Source organism: Streptosporangium sp. NPDC049248 (assembly GCF_040678965.1).
In the GTDB taxonomy this organism is placed as follows: domain Bacteria; phylum Actinomycetota; class Actinomycetes; order Streptosporangiales; family Streptosporangiaceae; genus Streptosporangium; species Streptosporangium fukuiense.
The window spans coordinates 23,422-41,294 of sequence record NZ_JBFAQY010000047.1; the positions used below are offsets into that span (position 1 = coordinate 23,422).

Genomic DNA, 17,873 nt, shown 5'->3' on the forward strand with positions numbered 1-17,873 from the left:
TGGCCCATCATGGCGGGCATGACCTACGGGAAGGGCGGCCACCGCCCCAGCCGGTGAACCCCGGCACGTGGAAGCTGGGTGACGATCCCCTCGACGATCGCCCCACCTTCCTCGCTCACGCACTCGCGATGTCCCTGCGCTACGGGCCCGGCCCGTGGCCCGAGGACGCCTACCGGCTCCCAGATGACCCGCCCCGCCGTGACCGTGAGCCGTTCATCACCAGCGTCGTCATGGACGGCATCCAGAGCCACCACTTTGGTATCGAGCCCGACAACAACGCCGTCGTCGAAATCGCCGACCTGATCAGCAGGCTCGTCACCGGCGACCCCGCCCGTGAAGATCTTCTGCGGCTACATGATCGGCTCGGCACCGTATCAGCACTCGGCATCGCCGACGACCTCGTCGACCAGATCCGGCGACGGCGGCTCCCCCGTAATCGAATCGGCGAAGTCGGGCGGCATCTGACCGAGCACGGTACCCGGCGCGACGCTGTCAAGATCGGCATTGTGCTGCTCGGCGTCTGTGGAGACGAGCGGGACAGGGAGCTGCTGCTCCTGCTCGGCACGCTGGAGGAGCTCACCCTGTACGCGGTAGTGGCCCTGCAGCACACTCAGCCCGACCGCCAACGTGCCGCCTACGAACTGGCCCGCCGAGTGCGGGACTGGGGCCGCATCCACGCGGTGGAACGGCTCAAGGGATGCGACGATCCACAGATCAAGGCCTGGTTGCTGAGGGATGGTTTCCGCAACGGGATCATGAACGAATACCTGGCCCACCTCGCGGCCACGACCGGCGACCTGTACTCGGCCCTGCTGGAGCCGGACATCGACGACACCCTGCTCGACGGCGCCGCGGACATCCTGGCCGCCCTGGCGCTGGGTGGTCCGGCCAAAGACATGGGCGACTACGCCGACGCCGTACCGGCCATGCATCGCTTCGCCGACCTCCTCGCCGACCGGCAGGCCACGCTCGACAGGTTGCACGCCGTGCTGAGAATCCTGGCCTTCCTGCGCGAGTCCGACGACGATTCGCCCTGGCCGCCCGACATGATCGCGCAGCTCCGCCGCCGCTACGAGGAACTCACCACCCAACCTCGGTGGAACGACCTCGTGCTGGGGTGCCTGGCCGATCCACACCATGTCGATTTCAGCCATGCGATGTGGGCTGCCGACGAACTTCATCTACAGGTGGTCGAGCAGATCATCGCCCGCCTGAAGATTGATCCGCTGGATGAGTTCGCCTGGCACCACGCCATCCGGCTCGCCACCGCCGAGGAAGCCGAGCAGCTCAGCCACCTGGCCGAACGACTTCTTCCCCTGGCCGATCTGGCCAACGGGCCAGAGGACAGCCACGACATCGGCGAGGAGTACGGGCCGGATCGAGCGCTGGAGTCCATCGTGGGCGGGCTGGAGGCCTTCCCCGGCATCGGGCTGGCGCTGATCGACGTGGCACTGCGCAACCGGGTCACTCGGATCCGGCGCGCCGCCCTGGCCGCGTTGACCACCTGGCCGGCCTCAGCCGTACCGGACGAGGCAAGGCACTGGATGCGGCAGGCGGCATCGGTCGAACCGCACGAGGAGACCAGAACCGAGATGATCGATTTCCTTCGACGCTGACGCTGGTCAGCTGGTCAGCTGGTCAGCGGGGTGTTATCACCACACGCGCAGGACGTTGAGAGTCCGCCACTCCTGAGACGTTCATGCGCTTTTCCACCGAGGCGCTCGCCTCGGAACTGTCCGTCCAGGTCGAAAGGCTGCACAGCGCGCGGGCCCGGCACACCTTCACCGCCCCGTGAACAGCCGCGACAGCACGGACCCTTTCGTGCCGTCGCACTGAACTCCCGCGAGCGGTGGCGCGGATACCAGGGGCCGCTCGTGGGTCAGACGCGACGGTACAGCGCTTCGGGTCAGGTCGTTACGGCTCCGTGCTTTTCGGTGATTTCGTTGATCCGGTCGGCAAGAAGAAAGTCCAGCTCCGTTACGACATCGCCTGCCGTGTGAGTGGTCATGGCGATCCGCAGATGGTCCCATCGGATATCGATGTCTGGCCGATGTTCCAACTCGATGGCAGCCTGTGCGATTTCGGTGACGGCGCGCATCGCGCTGTCGTAGTCGATCGAGAAGTTCTTACTGATCTCGTTGGTGTCGCCGGACCAGCCGCTTGATGCCAGGCGCTGCGTAACCTCTTCGGCGGGCAGAGGGTCACGAAGACCCATGTTCACCACCTCCCTATCTCGCAGGGTTCCTGCTAGGTGATATTCATCAGGGCCTCAGTCGTCTCACGCCTTTATGCACCCATGCGAGTCCAGGTCGAGACTGATGGCTGGCGCGAGGATGCTCGAAAGGCTGTTTGTTCAGGCACTCTGCAAGGCCTCAGTGGTCAGCACTTCGTGAAAATCGCCGACAGCCGGGCGGGCCTGCTGATCGCGAGGTACGGCGCGCAGCAGTATTTTCCCGGTTTCGATGATGTGGTTGCTGCGGTAGGCGGGCGCAAGAGGGGCTATCACCGTTGCCGCCCGCCGCATGCCCTCGTCGATGTCCCCCCTGACGACCATGCAGAGTGCCTCGTGGAGCGCGACGTTGGCCTGGTACTGGTAGTCGCGGGTCAGTCTGAGCACATTGGTCCGGGCGGTGTCCGCCCTGGCCTCGTCACCCGCACCGGCGTAGACCCAGCTCTCGGCGAAATGGATCTGGTTCGGCTTCCAGAAGCCGAGGGAGTCTCCGGTGCTGCCCTTCGCCGCCAGGTCGAGAAGGGCGTTCAGCGTTCCGAGCGCCTCATCGTGCCTGCCAAGCAGGGAGAGGGCCTTGGCCTGGGTGGTCAAAAGGTCGACGGAGGGTTCACCGGCGATCTGTTTCGCGTCGTGCACGAGGCGGAGGACCGTCCCCGGGGCGCGCTGCCCGTAGAGTCCGTGGCCCGCCTCCTCCGCCCGGACCAGCAGGCGGAGTTCTCGATCCCCGGATGCGTCAGCCGCGTGACGGGCCGTGTGCCACCAGCGGACGGCGGCCCCGTGATCGCCTAGGCGGGTCAGCGCGTTGGCATGGACGGTGGAAAGTGCGGCCATGGTCCTCTGCAGTCCGGCGACCTCGGTGGGAGCCGACGTCTCCAACTGCCGTCGCACCAGGAGCAGATCGATGATGAGATCGGCTGCCACCTGTGCGGGAGGTCGGGTCCGGAGCGCGTAGAGGTGATCGCCGCAGGCCAGTTCCCATTCCTCGGCGCTGCGGAAATCATGTGCGAGAGACAGGTCAAGCAGTTGGCGAACCGCTTCGCCGGACAGGCCGAGTATTCCGAACCCGGTGGCGGCGAGCTGTAGAAGTCGTCGGCGTTCCATGTCGTCTCCATCTGGCGCCTTCTCTGCGAGGCTACCCCGGGTCGGGTGCTCAGAGGCAGAGACATTCTGCGGATCGTCGAACAGGTCGGCCTCGGGGATGCCGAACGCTCGTGCGTACAGCACGCGGTACGGATCACCGGGCCGGTTGTGCCCGGCCTCATACGCCTTGATCCGGCGGATCAGGGTCTCCCGGGTGGGCAGGTGGTTGCGGGTTTCCTCGTCGGCCGCCTCGACGAGTCGGCGGGCCATCTCGCGCTGGGGCCACAGCCGGTCGCGTCGTTCCTTACGGAGTCGTACGGCCCACGCGGGGAGATCAGCGGCCATCACGTACACCTCTTCGCCGCACTTGGGGGCGGTTCTGTCGCCCCCAGTGTCCTCCAAACGCATCTGTGCCGAAGGGATTACGCAGCGTTGTGATGAGAGGAGTCGCAAAAGAAACGGGACCCGTAGGCGCTGACACGCCGTACGGGCCCCTTGACCAGGAAGCGAGTCCTGATCCATGGCCAAGATTAGAGCCATCCGGATCCGTTGGAACGCGGATTCCCCGCCGCTGCCGCTGGGCTGCCGGTGGTGCGGGCATGCCCCCTATGCCCACGAGGCGCGCAGCCTGCCGCATCGTCGTGACCACCTGTGGGAGCAGCCCACGCCCCGGCAGGTGTGCGCCCGGATGGCCACGCGGCGGCGTCTGGGCCTGGGCGATCGGCTACCGGTCGCGGCGCCGTCGCGCCCATCGAAGGTCCACCCGCCCGTCACTCCGTCCCAGGTTCGTCCCGGACGTCACGCGCGTCCGGCGGCGATCACCGATGCCTATGGCGGAGGCCGCTCGCCGGACACCACCTCCCCGCCCCGGCGGCGTGAGCCGTACCGGCGAGGGGTTGCGGCATGAACTCGGCCCCGAAGCGTAGTGACGCTCTCGTGAGCAGGCGCGGCGGTCTCCCTCCCCCGGTGCACGCCGCCGCGCCGCCGACCACCGCCCGGCTCCGCGCCGAAGAACTAGTCGCCGAACTGGATCGCGCCCATGGCATCTCGGCCGACATCCATGAGCTCCGTTCCGGCAACGCCATCGTGTCCGTCTATCGCGGGCTCCTGGCCTACAGCGACGGTGAGAACTTCTGGTGGACCAGTCCCAAGCTTGACGGATCCGGCGATCATCTACTCAGCGCCGCCTCAGACTCGACCACGGCCGCCGAACGGCTCGCCGAGCACTACGAGATCCTGCGCGCCCGCCCCCTCACCACGCTGCTGGGCTGCGAGTTGCCGCTGCTGGCCGACGTGATCCTGGCAGAGCATGTCGACCCACGCTGACGCCGACGCGGTGCTGGCCGCCGGGCAGGTGCAGACCTACGCGTACGGGTGGCTGGTCTGGTGGAGCCTGAGATACCGGCGGTTCGAAGCCTGGGATTGCCGGGACGTGGCGTTTTTCCGCACCGTCTACGCGAACAGCGCCGCCGAGCTGTGGGACCGCATGCAACAGGTGGAATTCGACCTTTGGCGAACCTCGTCCCCAGGTGCCACGCCGCTCGTGGCCATCGCGGCCGACCACCTGAGCCCGTCGGAGTCATGTTCTCAAGCAGATGAGAGGAGTTGACGGTGATCCCGTCCTACGGCACACCGGCGGGCGACCGGCTGGGCGCCGCCATCCGGCGGCCCGCCGCCGTCGCGGCTCTGCAGCGCCTACGCGTGGAATTGCACACTCACCGGATCTATCCGGCGATCTCCTACGACGAGGGACAGCCTCGCCTCGTGGTCAGCGCCGATCTGACCGTGTGGGCCGATCGCGCAGGAACCGTCTTCTGCTGGGGCGCCGCCTACCAGGAGGAGCCCGCCGAGCATGCTCCGGTGGACGACCTGACGCAGGTCGCGGTCCGGATCGCCGAACGGCTCGGTGAGCACTACGCCGAGCCGCCGAACTCACCATGAGCAGCGCGGCGGCACGGAGAGACGACTCCCGTGCCGTCGCGCCCAACTTCTCGCGAGCGGTGGTACGCAACCACGGGCCGCTCGTGGAGCTTGGACGCGATCGGATCACCCGGGCGCGAGCGCGGCCCCGCCAGGGCGGCGGGGTTTTCACGCGGACTCCCGGAAACCCTTCGCACGGGCTCTCCGTAAAACCTTCAGCGTGAGTTCCCCGGAAACCTTACGCGCGGGCCACTCGCAGACCCTTCGCTTGAGCTCCCGGGAAACCCTACGCGCGGGTTGCCCGGAGACGCCGATTACCCGGAGACGCCGAGGCGCTCCAGGATGAGCTCCCTGGCCCGGCCCGCGTCGGCCTTGCCCCGGCTGGCCTTCATGACGCCGCCGACCAGGGCGCCGACGGCGGCGACCTTGCCGCTGCGGACCTTGTCCGCAGCGTCGGCGTTGCCGGCCAGGACCTGGTCGATGATCTCCATCAGCTCGCCCTCGTCGTTGACGATCTGCAGGCCGCGGGCGGCCACCACCTCGTCCGGGGAGCCCTCACCGTTCAGCACGCCCTCCAGCACCTGGCGGGCCAGCTTGTCGTTCAGCGCCCCCCCGGCGACCATCGCGCACACCCTGGCGATCTGGTCCGGGGTGATCCGCAGCGCGCTCAGCGGGAGCCCCGCCTCGTTGGCACGGCGGGCCAGCTCGCCCATCCACCACTTGCGGGCGTCCGCGGGCGGGGCGCCGGCGGCCACCGTCGCCTCGACCAGGCCGATGGCGTCGGCGTTGTGCATGGACGTCATGTCCAGATCGGACACGCCCCACTCCTGCTGGAGCCGCTTGCGCCGCACGCCCGGCAGCTCCGGCAGGGCCGCCTTGAGCTCGGCGACCCACGCGGGGTCGGGGGCGATCGGCACCAGGTCGGGCTCGGGGAAGTAGCGGTAGTCCTGCGCCTCCTCCTTGGACCGTCCCGAGGTGGTGGTGCCGGTGTTCTCGTGGAAGTGGCGGGTCTCCTGGATGATCCGGCCGCCGTCGGCGAGGATCGCGGCCTGGCGCTCGATCTCACCCCGTACGGAGCGCTCGACGCTGCGCAGCGAGTTGACGTTCTTGGTCTCGGTGCGGGTGCCCCACTCCGAGGAGCCGCGCGGCATGAGCGAGACGTTGACGTCAAAGCGCATGGAGCCCTCCTCCATGCGTACGTCCGAGACGCCGAGACCGCGCACCAGCTCGCGCAGCTCGGTGCCGTAGGCGCGGGCGACCTCGGGGGCGAGCCTGTCGGTCCCCGGGATCGGCTTGGTGACGATCTCCACCAGCGGAATGCCGGCCCGGTTGTAGTCGACGATCGAGTAGTCGGCCCCGTGGATGCGGCCGGTCGCGCCACCCACATGGGTGGACTTGCCGGTGTCCTCCTCCAGGTGGACGCGCTCGATCTCGATCCGTACCGTCCTGCCGTCGACCTCGACGTCGAGGTAGCCGTCGAAGCAGAGCGGCTCGTCGTACTGGCTGATCTGGTAGTTCTTCGGCATGTCCGGATAGAAGTAGTTCTTCCGGGCGAAGCGGCACCATTCGGCGATGGAACAGTTGAGCGCCAGGCCGATACGGATCGTCGACTCGATCGCGGCGGCGTTGGTCGTGGGCAGCGAGCCGGGCAGCGCCAGGCAGACCGGGCAGACGTGCGTGTTCGGCGGGGCGCCGAACGTGGTCGGGCAGCCGCAGAACATCTTCGACGCCGTGCCCAGCTCGACGTGTGTCTCCAGGCCCAGCACCGGTTCGAAGCGCTCCATCGCCTCGTCGTACGGCATCAACGTCTCAGCGCTCATCGTCGTTCACCGCTCCTCATAGAAGACGTCATAGATATCCAAGTCCCTTCAACGCGTTCCTCGTCTCGGCCACCCAGTTCGCGTAGGCGGGCACCTGGGCCAGAACGGCGAGGTCGATGTTGCGTCCTATGTATTCGAAGTAGTCGCGGACCGGTTTGCCACGCCGGGGGACGGTCACGGCCAGTACCCCCGCGGGATCGGCGATCCTCTCGACATCGCGGGGCCGCGCGGGCAGCCCGCCGAGGTCACTGCCCGCCAGCCCCGCCCACACGGCGCGGTCGGCGAGCAGCCAGGCCTCGGTGTCGCCAAGTCCGATCACCGGCACCAGGTAGTGCGAGTGGTAGCGGACGCCGTCGCTACGGCGGCGCTCCCGCCCGTCATCGTGGGTGAAGAGCAGGTGGCAGTCGGCCGCGAGCTCCTCCAGCGCGGTGACCATGTGCTCCCGGTCGTGGGAGACGACCTCGGTCTCCTTGACGTCCACCGCGTACGGCGACATCCAGGTGAGCTCGCGCAGCTGCCTGGCGATCACGATGCTGAGGAAGCCCTCGTCGGTCTCCCCCTCCGCGATGAGTCCGGGAACCAGCGGGCGGCTCATGCGGCCGCGCCCAGGTACTTGCGGACCTGCCGGGGTGAGACGAACGTGCCCGGCTCGCCGTCCGGCTGGATCGGCTTGGCCACGGTCACCCTCGACACCCGGTCGTTGTCGGGGTCGACACGGACCGCGGTGTCGAGGAACGTCAGCGCGTCCGGCTCGGTCCGGTAGACCTCCGCGACGACGATCGGGGACTGGCTGGTGAGGATCACCTGCCTCGGCGGCTCGGCACCCCCCGGCCCGGAGGTCCGCTGGCGTACCCGCCGCAGCAGTTCGCCGAGGCGCCCCGGGTGGACGCCGCTCTCGATCTCCTCCACCAGCAGCGTGCCCGGGTGGTCGGGGTCGTACAGGGCGGTCAGCAGGCCGAGGACCCGCAGGGTGCCGTCGGAGAGCAGCGTGGCCGGCACCGCTCCCTGGCCGTCGACGAGCAGGTCGAAGGAGCACTCCCTCCGGTCGGTGCGCGGCACCAGCCCGGTGACGTCGGGTAGCACTCCCGCGAGGTCGACCACGAGGTCGGCCAGCGCCTCCGTACCGGCCATCCGCGCGAGCACCGCGGCCAGGTTCGCGCCGTCGTCCGCGAGCGCTCCCCGGTCGGCCGAGGGGCAGCGGCGGCGCATCGCCGCCGGGGACGGCGAGTAGCGACGCCACGAGGAGACCGTACGGCGGGGCGTGCCCTCCGGATCCGGGTCCTCGACCAGGAGATCCAGCAGCTCGTGCGGGATCCGCTGGGCCACGTGGCTGACCACGGCCCCGCTGGATCTGGGGATCTTCAGCACCATCTCCGCGCCCACGTCGAACCTGACCGGCACCACGGAGCCGGGCTCCGGGGTGACCAGTGCCTCCACCGAGACGACGAACCCGCCAACGGCGGAACCGTGGGCGACCCGGTGGAACTGCTCGCCCGGCAGCCCGCGGGTCGCGCCCAGCAGCCCGCCCGGCCCCTCGATCTCAGCCGCCACGAACCCCACGGCGTCGAAGAGGTTCGACTTGCCGCTCGCGTTGGGTCCGACCAGCGCGAGGAAGGGCGGCACATCGAGATCGAAGCTCAAGAAGGACTTGAACCCGTCGATCTCGATCCGAGTGATCATGCCGCCGTTCTCCCTGTCACCTGTCGCCCCCTCGCCCCGAAATCCAGAAAACCCTTATAGCTCCGGGGCTCTGGACAGCAGGCTGCCGCCCCACCGCGCCTGGAGGGCCTTCTCGACCGCGGCACCGACCCGGTAGCAGCGGTCGTCGCCGAGCACCGGAGCCATGATCTGCAGACCGACCGGCAGGCCGTCCTCGTCCGCCAGGCCGCACGGCACGGAGATGGCCGCGTTGCCCGCCAGGTTGGCCGGGATGGTGCACAGGTCGGCCAGGTACATCGCCATGGGGTCGTCGGCGCGCTCGCCGATCGGGAACGCCGTGGTGGGCGTCGTCGGCGAGATGAGCACGTCCACCTGCTGGAAGGCGGCCTCGAAGTCGCGCGCGATGAGCGTGCGGACCTTCTGCGCCTGACCGTAGTAGGCGTCGTAGTAACCGCTGGACAGCGCGTATGTGCCGAGGATGATGCGGCGCTTGACCTCGGGGCCGAAGCCCTGTGCCCGGGTCAGGGCCATGACCTCCTCGGCGCTGCGCGTGCCGTCGTCGCCGACGCGCAGGCCGTACCTCATGGCGTCGAAGCGGGCCAGGTTGGAGGAGCACTCCGAGGGGGCGATGAGGTAGTACGCCGGGAGGGCGGTGGTGAACGAGGGGCAGGAGACCTCGAAGACCTTCGCGCCCAGCGACTCCAGCAGCTCCACGGTCTCGTGGAAGCGCGCGAGCACGCCCGCCTGGTAGCCGTCGCCGCCGAACTCCTTGACCACGCCGATGCGCAGCCCGGCCACGTCGCCGCTGCGCGCCGCCGCCACGACCGAGGGCACCGGGGCGTCGACGGAGGTCGCGTCCATCACGTCATGGCCGGAGAACGCCTCGTGCAGCAGCGCGGTGTCCAGCACGTTGCGGGCGAAGGGGCCCGGCGTGTCGAGCGAGCTGGCGAAGGCGATCAGGCCGTAGCGGGACGAGCCGCCGTAGGTCGGCTTCATGCCCACGATGCCGGTGACCGCGGCGGGCTGGCGGATCGAGCCGCCGGTGTCGGTGCCGGTGGACAGCGGGGCCTCGTAGGCGGCGACCGCGGCGGACGAGCCGCCGGAGGAGCCACCGGGGATGCGGGACAGGTCCCACGGGTTGCGGGTGGGGCCGTAGGCGGAGTTCTCGGTGGAGGAGCCCATCGCGAACTCGTCCAGGTTGGTCTTGCCGAGGATCACCAGGCCGGCCTCGCGCAGACGGCGGGTCACGGTGGCGTCGTACGGCGGGCGATACCCCTCAAGGATCTTGGATCCGGCCGTGGTCGGCATGTCGACGGTGGTGAAGACGTCCTTGTGCGCGATCGGCACGCCGGCCAACGGGCCGAGCTCCTCGCCGGCGGCCCGGCGGGCGTCGACGGCCCGCGCCTGCTCCAGGGTCGTTTCGGCGTTGACGTGGAGGAAGGCGTTGACCTGCGGGTCGACGGCGGCGATCCGGTCGAGATGGGCCTGGGCGACCTCGACGGCGGAGACCTCTCCGGCGGCGATCAGCGCACCCAGATCCGCGGCGGTCTTGTGGATGAGGCTCATGCTTCCTCCCCGAGGATGCGCGGCACGCGGAAGCGGTCGTCCTCGACTGCCGGGGCGCCTGACAGCGCCTGTTCCGGCGTCAGTCCCGGCCGTACCTCGTCGGGGCGGTAGACGTTGGTGAGCGGCAACGCGTGCGAGGACGGCGGAATGTCGTCGGCCGCCACCTCGGCGACGCGGGCGACCGCACCGATGATCACATCGAGCTGGGCGGCGAAGTGGTCGAGCTCCTCGTCGGCCAGCGCCAGCCGGGACAGCCGGGCGAGGTGAGCGACCTCGTCGCGGGTTATGGCGGACATGAGTCGTTGAACCCGTTTCGTGGAATGGCAATTGGACAGTGTCATCCTATGGCTCGCGACCTGAGGGTCCCGACTCATTAACACCGTCGCAACCAACCGAAGATCTCTTACTCGAAGCGGTCAGACCGTCCCCGGCCCGCCAGGCCGGAGAAATCGGCCCCCGGCATGACCCGCCTCCCGCCCGAATCGATCTTGAACGCTTCCTCGCGCGGCCCCGGAAAACACTTGCCGGGAGGCGGACCGGCCACACACGAGATCATGGTGACAGGGAGGACCAGGCCCGCTGGGAGTCGAGGATCTCGGTGGGACGCAGGAAGCCGAAGTCGTGCGGGGCGAGCCCTCGATGCTTGCGCAACCATACTGTCGCGTCAGCGGCCGACATGGGCTCGGCGAACAGCCAGCCCTGGCCCAGATCGCACCCCATGTCGGCCAGGCGCTCGGCCACCTCGGCCGACTCGACGCCCTCGGCGACCGAGCGCAGGCCGAGGGAGCGGACCAGATCGACGATCGAGCGGACGATCCGCTCGTCGTCCTTGGACTCGCCGATCCGGCGGACGAACGAAGAGTCGATCTTGACCTCGGCCACCGGCAGACGCTGCAGGCGGACCAGCGAGGAGTAGCCGGTGCCGAAGTCGTCGAGCGCGAGCGGCACGCCCAGCGAGGCCAGGGCGCGGACCGCGTCGGCGGTGTACGCCTGGTCGGTCATCAGGATGCGCTCGGTGACCTCCAGCTGGATCGCCTTGGGCGGCAGCCGGTATCGCGCCAGGCCCGCTCCCAGCTGGTCGGAGAGCGCCGAGTCGAGCAGGTCGCGGGCCGAGACGTTGACGGAGATCTGCTCGTGCAGGCCGGTGTGCCACCAGTGGGCGGCCTGCTCCAGGGCCGCGTCGATGACGTATCCGGTGAGGTGGCGCATCAGATACGACTGCTCGGCCATCGGCACGAACTCTCCGGGGGAGATCATCCCTCGCTCCGGGTGGCGCCATCGCAGCAGCGCCTCCACGCCCCGCACCTGCCCTCCCGACAGGTCGAGCTTGGGCTGGTAGTGCAGCCGCAACTCGGAGCGGTCGATGGCCCTGCGCAGGTCACCGAGGAGGGTGAGCCGCTCGGGACTGTTGCGGTCCTTGTCGGCGGCGTAGATCTCGACCCCGGTCCTGCTCTCCTTCGCCAGGTACATCGCCACGTCCGAGCGCTGCAGGAGCATCTCGAAGTCCGGTGCGTGGTCGGGGTAGATGGCGATGCCGAACGAGGCGTCCAGGTCGAAGCTCATGCCCTCCAGCCGTACCGGCTCGGTGATCGCCACCCGCAGGCGCGCCGCCACCTCCCTGGCCGCCGCGGCGTCCCTGACCGAGGGCAGCAGAACGGCGAACTCGTCGCCGCCGAGCCGGGCCACCACGTCGCCGGGGCGGACGCTGTGGGTGAGCCGGTGCGCGACCATCTGCAGGAGCCGGTCGCCGACCGGATGCCCGAGGGTGTCGTTGATCTCCTTGAACCGGTCGAGGTCGAGCAGGAACAGGCCGACCCGCTCGCCCTCCCGCGCCTCGGCGAGCGCCTCCTCCGTGCTGAGCACGAGCATCTTGCGGTTGGGCAGCCCGGTAAGACCGTCGTGCATCGCCTGGTGGTCGCGGCGGACCGACATGCTGGCCGTGAAGTAGACGGCCAGCACGGGCGCCAGAAAGAGCGGCACCAGGGCCGGCGAGTGGTTCATCACCACCACGACGAGCGGGGCCATGCCGAGCAGCCCGGCGTAGACGAGGCTCTGGTGGCCGATCGTGGTCTTGATCACCCGGTGGATCGACCTGCGCTCGTGCAGCGCCACCGCGCCGGAGACCAGCGCGGCCCGGACCACGAAGTAGGCCAGCCCGGCCAGCCCGATCGCCAGCAGGTCGGTGCCGTCGGGCACTCCGGCGCCCACCGTGACGGGCTGGTCGCCGAAGAGGCCGAGCACCATCCCGGCGGCGGTGTAGGCCAGGGTCACCTGGGCGATGTTGAACATCACCCGGTGGCACGCCTTACGGGTGACCGCCCCGTTGACGACCATGGCGACCGCCTGCAGCAGCACCGCGATCGGCAGGCCGTAGTGGAGCAGCGCGGCGAAGGTGAACATGGTCGACGGGTAGGTGCCGCCCACGGTCAGCGACGCCGACAGGATCACCGGCCGCAACTCACCCAGCACGACAAGGACCGTGAGCATCCAGAACAGCGGGCTCCGGGCGAGTTCCACGACCTCGGCCGTGTCCATGCGCAGCTGGGACACGACGAGGGCGACGAACCCGACCGCGATGACGGCGGCGAGATAGGCCCAGAGGGGCGATCCCAGACGCGGTCCGGTATCGCGAGTGTCGGTTGGGTCGGCCATGAGTAACAAAACCCCCATTAGTTCACTATGGGAGAGTACGGCCTACGGGCCACTTCGCGAAACCGATTGCGCACGTTCCGTCACTGAAAATTCACGCGTCCTTGCACACGGCGGCGGGGCGGTTCCATCACTTTTCGGGCTGCACCGTCACCTTCGCCGCCGCCTCGGGCCCCTCGGCCAGCAGGACCCGCAGACCGGCCTCGTCGAGGATCGGCACGCCGAGCTTCACGGCCTTGTCGAACTTGGAACCCGCGTTCTCCCCGACCACCACGAAGGAGGTCTTCTTCGACACCGACGCCGAGACCTTGCCGCCTCGGGCGGCCAGTGCCTCACCGGCCTCGTCGCGGGTGAAGTCGGCGAGCGTGCCGGTCACCACGAAGGTCAGCCCGGCCAGGGTCTGCGGAAGCTGCTCGGCCGGCGGGTCGTCGACCATCCGGACCCCGGCGCCCGCCCAGCGCTCGACGATCTCCCGGTGCCAGTCGACCTCGAACCAGTCGCGGATCGCCGCGGCCACTCGCGGGCCGACGCCCTCGACCGCGGCGAGCTCCTCCTCGGAGGCCTTCGCGATCGCGTGGATGGAACCGAACTCCGCGGCGATCGCCTGGGCGGTCGGGGGGCCGACATGCCGGATGGAGAGCGCGACGAGCACCCGCCAGACCGGCTGGCCCTTGGCCTTCTCCAGCTGCTCCAGCATCTTCTCGGCGTTCTTGCTCGGCTCGCCGCTCTGGTTGGCGAAGAAGGTGACGACCTTCTGCTCGCCGCTCTCCGGATCGGTCTTGGGCAGCCCGGTGTCGGGGTCGCGGACCACCGACCTGATCGGCAGCAGCCGCTCGATCGTCAGATCGAACAGGTCGGCCTCGGTGCGGACCGGCGGCTCCTGCGGCGGCAGCGGCTGGGTCAGCGCGGTGGCCGCCACGTAGCCCAGCCCCTCGATGTCGAAGGCCCTGCGACCGGCCGCGAAGAAGATGCGCTCGCGGAGCTGGGCGGGACAGGCCCTGGTGTTGGGGCAGCGCAGGTCGGCGTCGCCCTCGTTCTCGTACGCCAGCTCGGTGTCGCACTCCGGACAGCGCTCCGGCATCGTGAACGCCCGCTCGGTGCCGTCGCGCAGGTCGACGACCGGGCCGACGATCTCGGGGATGACGTCACCCGCCTTGCGCAGCACCACGGTGTCGCCGATCAGCACACCCTTGCGCGCGACCTCGGAGGCGTTGTGCAGCGTGGCCCGCTCGACGGTGGAGCCGGCCACCACGATCGGCTCCATGACCCCGTACGGCGTGACCCTGCCGGTGCGGCCCACCGCGACCTGGATGTCGAGGAGCCTGGTGTTGACCTCCTCGGGGGGATACTTGTAGGCGATCGCCCAGCGGGGGGCCCGGCTGGTGGAGCCCAGGTTGTGCTGGAGCTCGATGCGGTTGACCTTGACCACGACGCCGTCGATCTCGTAGGCCGGGTCGTGACGGTGCTCGCTGTAGAAGCCGACGAAGTCGTTGATGCCCTCAAGGTCGTCGACGACCCGGTAGAGGTCGCTGACCGACAGACCGAACGCCGCGAGCCGGTCGTAGATCTCCGACTGGGTGCGGGGCGGGGCGGTCCCCTCCCACTTGCCGATCCCGTGGACGATCATGTGCAGCGGCCGCTGCGCGGTGACGCGCGGATCCTTCTGCCGCAGGGAGCCCGCCGCGGAGTTGCGCGGGTTGGCGAACGGAGCCTTGCCCGCCTCGACCAGCTGCTCGTTGAGCTTCCCGAACTCCTCGACCGGGATGTAGACCTCGCCCCTGACCTCCACCAGGTCGGGCACGTCGTCGCCGGTCAGGCGGTGCGGCACGTTGGCGATCGTGCGGACGTTGGCCGTCACGTCGTCACCGACCCGGCCGTCGCCCCTGGTGGCCCCCCTGGTCAGGCGGCCCTTCTCGTAGACCAGTGCGATCGCCAGACCGTCGATCTTCAGCTCGCACAGGTAGGGCGCGGGGTCGCGCTCGGCCAGCCGCTCGGCCCTCGCCCGCCAGGCGGCGAGATCCTCGGCGTTGAAGGCGTTGTCGAGGCTCTCCATCCGCTGCAGGTGCTCAACGGGATTGAAATCGCTGGAGATCGGCGCGCCGATCTTCTGGGTGGGGGAGTCGGGCGTGCGGAGGGACGGGCTCTCCTCCTCCAGCTCGCGCAGCTCGCGCATCCACCCGTCGTACTGGGCGTCGCTCACGGTGGGCGAGTCGAGCACGTGGTAGCGCCAGTTGGCCTCCTCGACCAGCTCGGTCAGCTCCGCGTGCCGCTCCAACGCACGCACCGGCACGCCCTCGACCTCAGCGCCCATCGCCCGCCTCTCCCCTCGTCGTCGGCCAAGCCAAACGTATCCTTGAGCACCGACAGTCCGTGCCCCTCCTTACCCCGAGTTGGCACGCCCGGCGGCCGGGATCACTCGCCGGGGTCGTCCTGCAGCACCCGGGCGGCCTTGCGGCAGGTGGCCAGGGCCGCCCTGGCGTAGGCGGGCGAGGCTCCGGCCAGGCCGCAGGCCGGGGTGAGCACCACCTGCGAGGCCAGCGTCGCGGCGGGAAAGCCGAGACGGCGCCAGAGCTCGACGGCCGGTCCGGCGACCACGCCGACATCGGGAAGCCTCGCGTCCACGCCCGGCACGACACCGAGGAACAGGGCCGTCCCCGCCTCGACGGCCTCGCCGATCGCGTCCTCGTCGCGCCTGTTCAACCGGCGGGCGTCGAGCGAGACGCCCGCCGCCCCCGCCGCGCGCAGCACCCGGAAGGGCACGTCGGGGGCGCAGCAGTGCACGACGACGAACGTCCCCGCGGGGAACACCGCGCCGAGCCGGTCCGCGGCGACCTGGCGGTCGACGGCGGTCAGCCGCCCGAAGCCCGAGGCGGTCGGCACCGTGCCCGCGAGGACGCCGGGCAGCCCCGGCTCGTCGATCTGGACCACGATCTCCGAGGCGCCGGGCACCCTGCGGCGCACGTCGGCGATGTGCGCGGCGAGCCCCTCGGTCAGGGAGTCCACCAGGTCACGCACCGCCCCCGGATCGGCGAGCGTCTTGTCGCCGTACTTGAGCTCGACCGCTCCCGCCAGCGTCCACGGGCCGCATACCTGGATCTTGAAGGGTCCCTCGTATCCCTGGGCCGCCTCTTCCAGGGCGTCGAGGTCGCGTACCAGGTGGTCTCGGGCGCGCTTGAGATCGCGGCCCGGCCGGTCGGCGAACCGCCAGCCCGAGGGCTGCACCTCCACCGGCATCTCCAGCAGCAGCGAGGCGGTGCGCCCGATCATGTCGGCGCCGACGCCTCTGGCGGGCAACTCCGGCAGATACGGCAGCGCGGGCGACTCGCCCAGGACGACCCTGACCGCCTCGGCATGGTCCTCCCCCGGATGCGACCCGATGCCGGTCGCGGTCGCCTCGCCCCACGGATATCCACTCATGCCCGCTCCTGGCCACGCTCGTCGGGGAGGTCTGAGCGATCGCTGCAGTACACGTCGACTCGCTCGCTTCGCTCATTCACATCAGCCAGCTTAGGACCGCGAGCGCCGCCTCCATCTGAGCGAGCTCTCTGCCTGACGAGGCTTGATCAAGTTGAGTAGGGTTCTGTCGGTTATTCACCCGTTTTGGGGGACGCATGGTGATCGGTCGGACACTTATCGCGGTGTCACTGCTGCTGGCGGTCACGGTCCCGGCGACTCCCGCGGGCGCGGCCGGGACGGCGGAGCCCGACAAGTGCTCGCTCAAGCAGGGCACGACGAGCATCGCGGAGTCCTGGGCCCAGCGGCGGCTCAACCTACCCGAGGTGTGGCGGCTGACCCAGGGGGCCGGGGTGACCGTCGCGGTCGTCGACAGCGGCCTGGACACCAGACACCCCCAGCTGACGCGGGGCATCGTGGAGGACGTCACCAGCACCGGGGGACGCGACTGCCTCGGCCACGGCACGGAGGTGGCGGGCATCGTCGCCGCGGCCCGGATGAGAGGGGTCCCCTTCGCCGGGGTGGCACCGGAGGCGAAGTTGATCTCCGTCAAACACACCAATGACGGCAAGGGACAGGTGGCCATGCTGGCGCTGGCCATCGTGAAGGCCGTCGAGCTCGGCGCCGGTGTGATCAACGTGTCGGCCCAGGCCAGCGACCATCCCGACCTGCGCAACGCGGTCGCCTACGCGCTGGCCAAGAACGTGGTGGTGGTCGCCGCGGCCGGCAACATCGACAAGGAGGACGGCTCTCCGGCTCGCGCCTACCCGGCCTCCTACCCCGGGGTCCTGTCCGTCGGTTCCGCCGGCCCCAACGGGAAGAGGGCCGACTCCTCCAACCCGGTCACGCCCATCAACGTGCTGGCACCGGGCACCGGAGTCACCTCCACCTGGCCCGGCCAGGCCTACCAGGAGAACCTGGAGGGCACCAGCTACGCCACGGCGTACGTGACCGGGGTCGTCGCGCTGGTCCGCGCCCGCTATCCGAAGCTGACCTACGAAGAGGTGGGGCGGCGCATCACCTTGACCGCCGACGGCGGCTCCGGGAGCGGGACCGGCGAAGGAATGGTCAACCCGCTGCTGGCCGTCTCGGCGATCCTGCCCTCGGAGGCGGTGGCACTCGCGCCGGCGGAGCCCGCTCCCCTGCCACTTGACGCGATAGTGCACGCCCCGCCGGAGGACACCCAGAGCATCTCGGTCGCGACGTGGGTCGCCTTGCTCTCGCTCGGCGGAGTCGTGCTGGTCACTCTGGGGAGCGTCGCGATTCCGTTGGGACGCCGTCGCAGGTGGCGGGCGGGCCCCTTGGAGAACGGGTCATGAAAGTGATGCGAAATCAGTGAACTACAAGGCCGATATTTGCTTTGATAGTCGTAGATCACCACATTAAGCGTTTTATCATTATTTGAGGTGGAAGGAATGCAATGGGGGATTTGAATCCGTTACTGCCAGAGGATCCAGAACGCGTAGGCGTTCACATCCTCGTCGGGCGACTCGGCC

15 protein-coding genes are annotated in these 17,873 nt (G+C 69.5%); 5 read left to right on the top strand and 10 right to left on the bottom strand.

From position 1 onward, the window contains the following. Window positions 1-53 precede the first annotated feature (53 nt). Window positions 54-1,616, top strand: a complete 1,563-nt coding sequence (locus AB0K21_RS42495; protein WP_343970007.1) for a hypothetical protein — start codon at window positions 54-56, stop codon at window positions 1,614-1,616. Window positions 1,617-1,906: 290 nt separating this feature from the next. Here AB0K21_RS42495 and AB0K21_RS42500 read toward each other — a convergent pair whose 3' ends face one another. Next, window positions 1,907-2,215: a 4a-hydroxytetrahydrobiopterin dehydratase gene (locus AB0K21_RS42500; protein ID WP_343970009.1), complete on the bottom strand. Its 309-nt coding sequence runs from the start codon at window positions 2,213-2,215 to the stop codon at window positions 1,907-1,909. Window positions 2,216-2,353: 138 nt separating this feature from the next. Next, window positions 2,354-3,655 carry a hypothetical protein gene (locus tag AB0K21_RS42505; protein ID WP_364158539.1) on the bottom strand — a complete coding sequence of 434 codons (1,302 nt, stop codon included), beginning with the start codon at window positions 3,653-3,655 and terminating at the stop codon, window positions 2,354-2,356. 591 nt (window positions 3,656-4,246) lie between these two features. Between AB0K21_RS42505 and AB0K21_RS42510 the strand changes: the two genes are divergently transcribed. Genes AB0K21_RS42510 through AB0K21_RS42520 form a run of 3 tightly spaced genes read left to right on the top strand, consistent with a single transcriptional unit; the run spans window position 4,247 to window position 5,251 of the window. Continuing rightward, window positions 4,247-4,636 (top strand): hypothetical protein, encoded by a 390-nt coding sequence (locus tag AB0K21_RS42510; protein ID WP_364158542.1) that lies wholly within the window; start codon window positions 4,247-4,249, stop codon window positions 4,634-4,636. Further along, the gene (locus AB0K21_RS42515; RefSeq protein ID WP_343970019.1) at window positions 4,620-4,919 is read left to right on the top strand and encodes a hypothetical protein; all 300 of its coding nucleotides are present in this window, start codon (window positions 4,620-4,622) and stop codon (window positions 4,917-4,919) included. Before AB0K21_RS42510 ends, AB0K21_RS42515 begins: the two co-directional genes overlap by 17 nt. A gap of 2 nt (window positions 4,920-4,921) precedes the next feature. After that, window positions 4,922-5,251 (top strand): hypothetical protein, encoded by a 330-nt coding sequence (locus AB0K21_RS42520; protein ID WP_343970022.1) that lies wholly within the window; start codon window positions 4,922-4,924, stop codon window positions 5,249-5,251. 293 nt (window positions 5,252-5,544) lie between these two features. Here AB0K21_RS42520 and gatB read toward each other — a convergent pair whose 3' ends face one another. From gatB to AB0K21_RS42560, 8 genes are all read right to left on the bottom strand, one after another. Beyond that, window positions 5,545-7,050, bottom strand: coding sequence for an Asp-tRNA(Asn)/Glu-tRNA(Gln) amidotransferase subunit GatB (gene gatB / locus AB0K21_RS42525; RefSeq protein ID WP_343970025.1), 1,506 nt, complete (start codon window positions 7,048-7,050; stop codon window positions 5,545-5,547). Window positions 7,051-7,078: 28 nt separating this feature from the next. Beyond that, the gene (locus AB0K21_RS42530) at window positions 7,079-7,645 is read right to left on the bottom strand and encodes a hypothetical protein (RefSeq protein WP_343970028.1); all 567 of its coding nucleotides are present in this window, start codon (window positions 7,643-7,645) and stop codon (window positions 7,079-7,081) included. Continuing rightward, a complete protein-coding gene (locus AB0K21_RS42535; protein ID WP_343970031.1) occupies window positions 7,642-8,730 on the bottom strand; it encodes an AAA family ATPase in 1,089 nt (362 codons plus the stop codon). Before AB0K21_RS42535 ends, AB0K21_RS42530 begins: the two co-directional genes overlap by 4 nt. Window positions 8,731-8,784: 54 nt before the next feature. Continuing rightward, complete coding sequence (gene gatA / locus AB0K21_RS42540) at window positions 8,785-10,275, bottom strand: Asp-tRNA(Asn)/Glu-tRNA(Gln) amidotransferase subunit GatA (protein WP_364158549.1); 1,491 nt, start codon at window positions 10,273-10,275, stop codon at window positions 8,785-8,787. After that, complete coding sequence (gatC, locus tag AB0K21_RS42545; RefSeq protein WP_030913706.1) at window positions 10,272-10,571, bottom strand: Asp-tRNA(Asn)/Glu-tRNA(Gln) amidotransferase subunit GatC; 300 nt, start codon at window positions 10,569-10,571, stop codon at window positions 10,272-10,274. Before gatC ends, gatA begins: the two co-directional genes overlap by 4 nt. Before the next feature lie 256 nt (window positions 10,572-10,827). After that, on the bottom strand, window positions 10,828-12,927 hold the full coding sequence (locus AB0K21_RS42550) for an EAL domain-containing protein (protein WP_343970041.1): 2,100 nt from the start codon (window positions 12,925-12,927) through the stop codon (window positions 10,828-10,830). 127 nt (window positions 12,928-13,054) lie between these two features. Further along, window positions 13,055-15,235 (bottom strand): NAD-dependent DNA ligase LigA, encoded by a 2,181-nt coding sequence (ligA, locus tag AB0K21_RS42555; RefSeq protein ID WP_364158553.1) that lies wholly within the window; start codon window positions 15,233-15,235, stop codon window positions 13,055-13,057. 101 nt (window positions 15,236-15,336) lie between these two features. Further along, the gene (locus tag AB0K21_RS42560) at window positions 15,337-16,341 is read right to left on the bottom strand and encodes a methionine synthase (protein WP_364158556.1); all 1,005 of its coding nucleotides are present in this window, start codon (window positions 16,339-16,341) and stop codon (window positions 15,337-15,339) included. Between the two features lie 221 nt (window positions 16,342-16,562). Between AB0K21_RS42560 and AB0K21_RS42565 the strand changes: the two genes are divergently transcribed. Further along, on the top strand, window positions 16,563-17,696 hold the full coding sequence (locus tag AB0K21_RS42565; protein ID WP_364158559.1) for a S8 family serine peptidase: 1,134 nt from the start codon (window positions 16,563-16,565) through the stop codon (window positions 17,694-17,696). The last annotated feature ends 177 nt before the right edge of the window (window positions 17,697-17,873 follow it).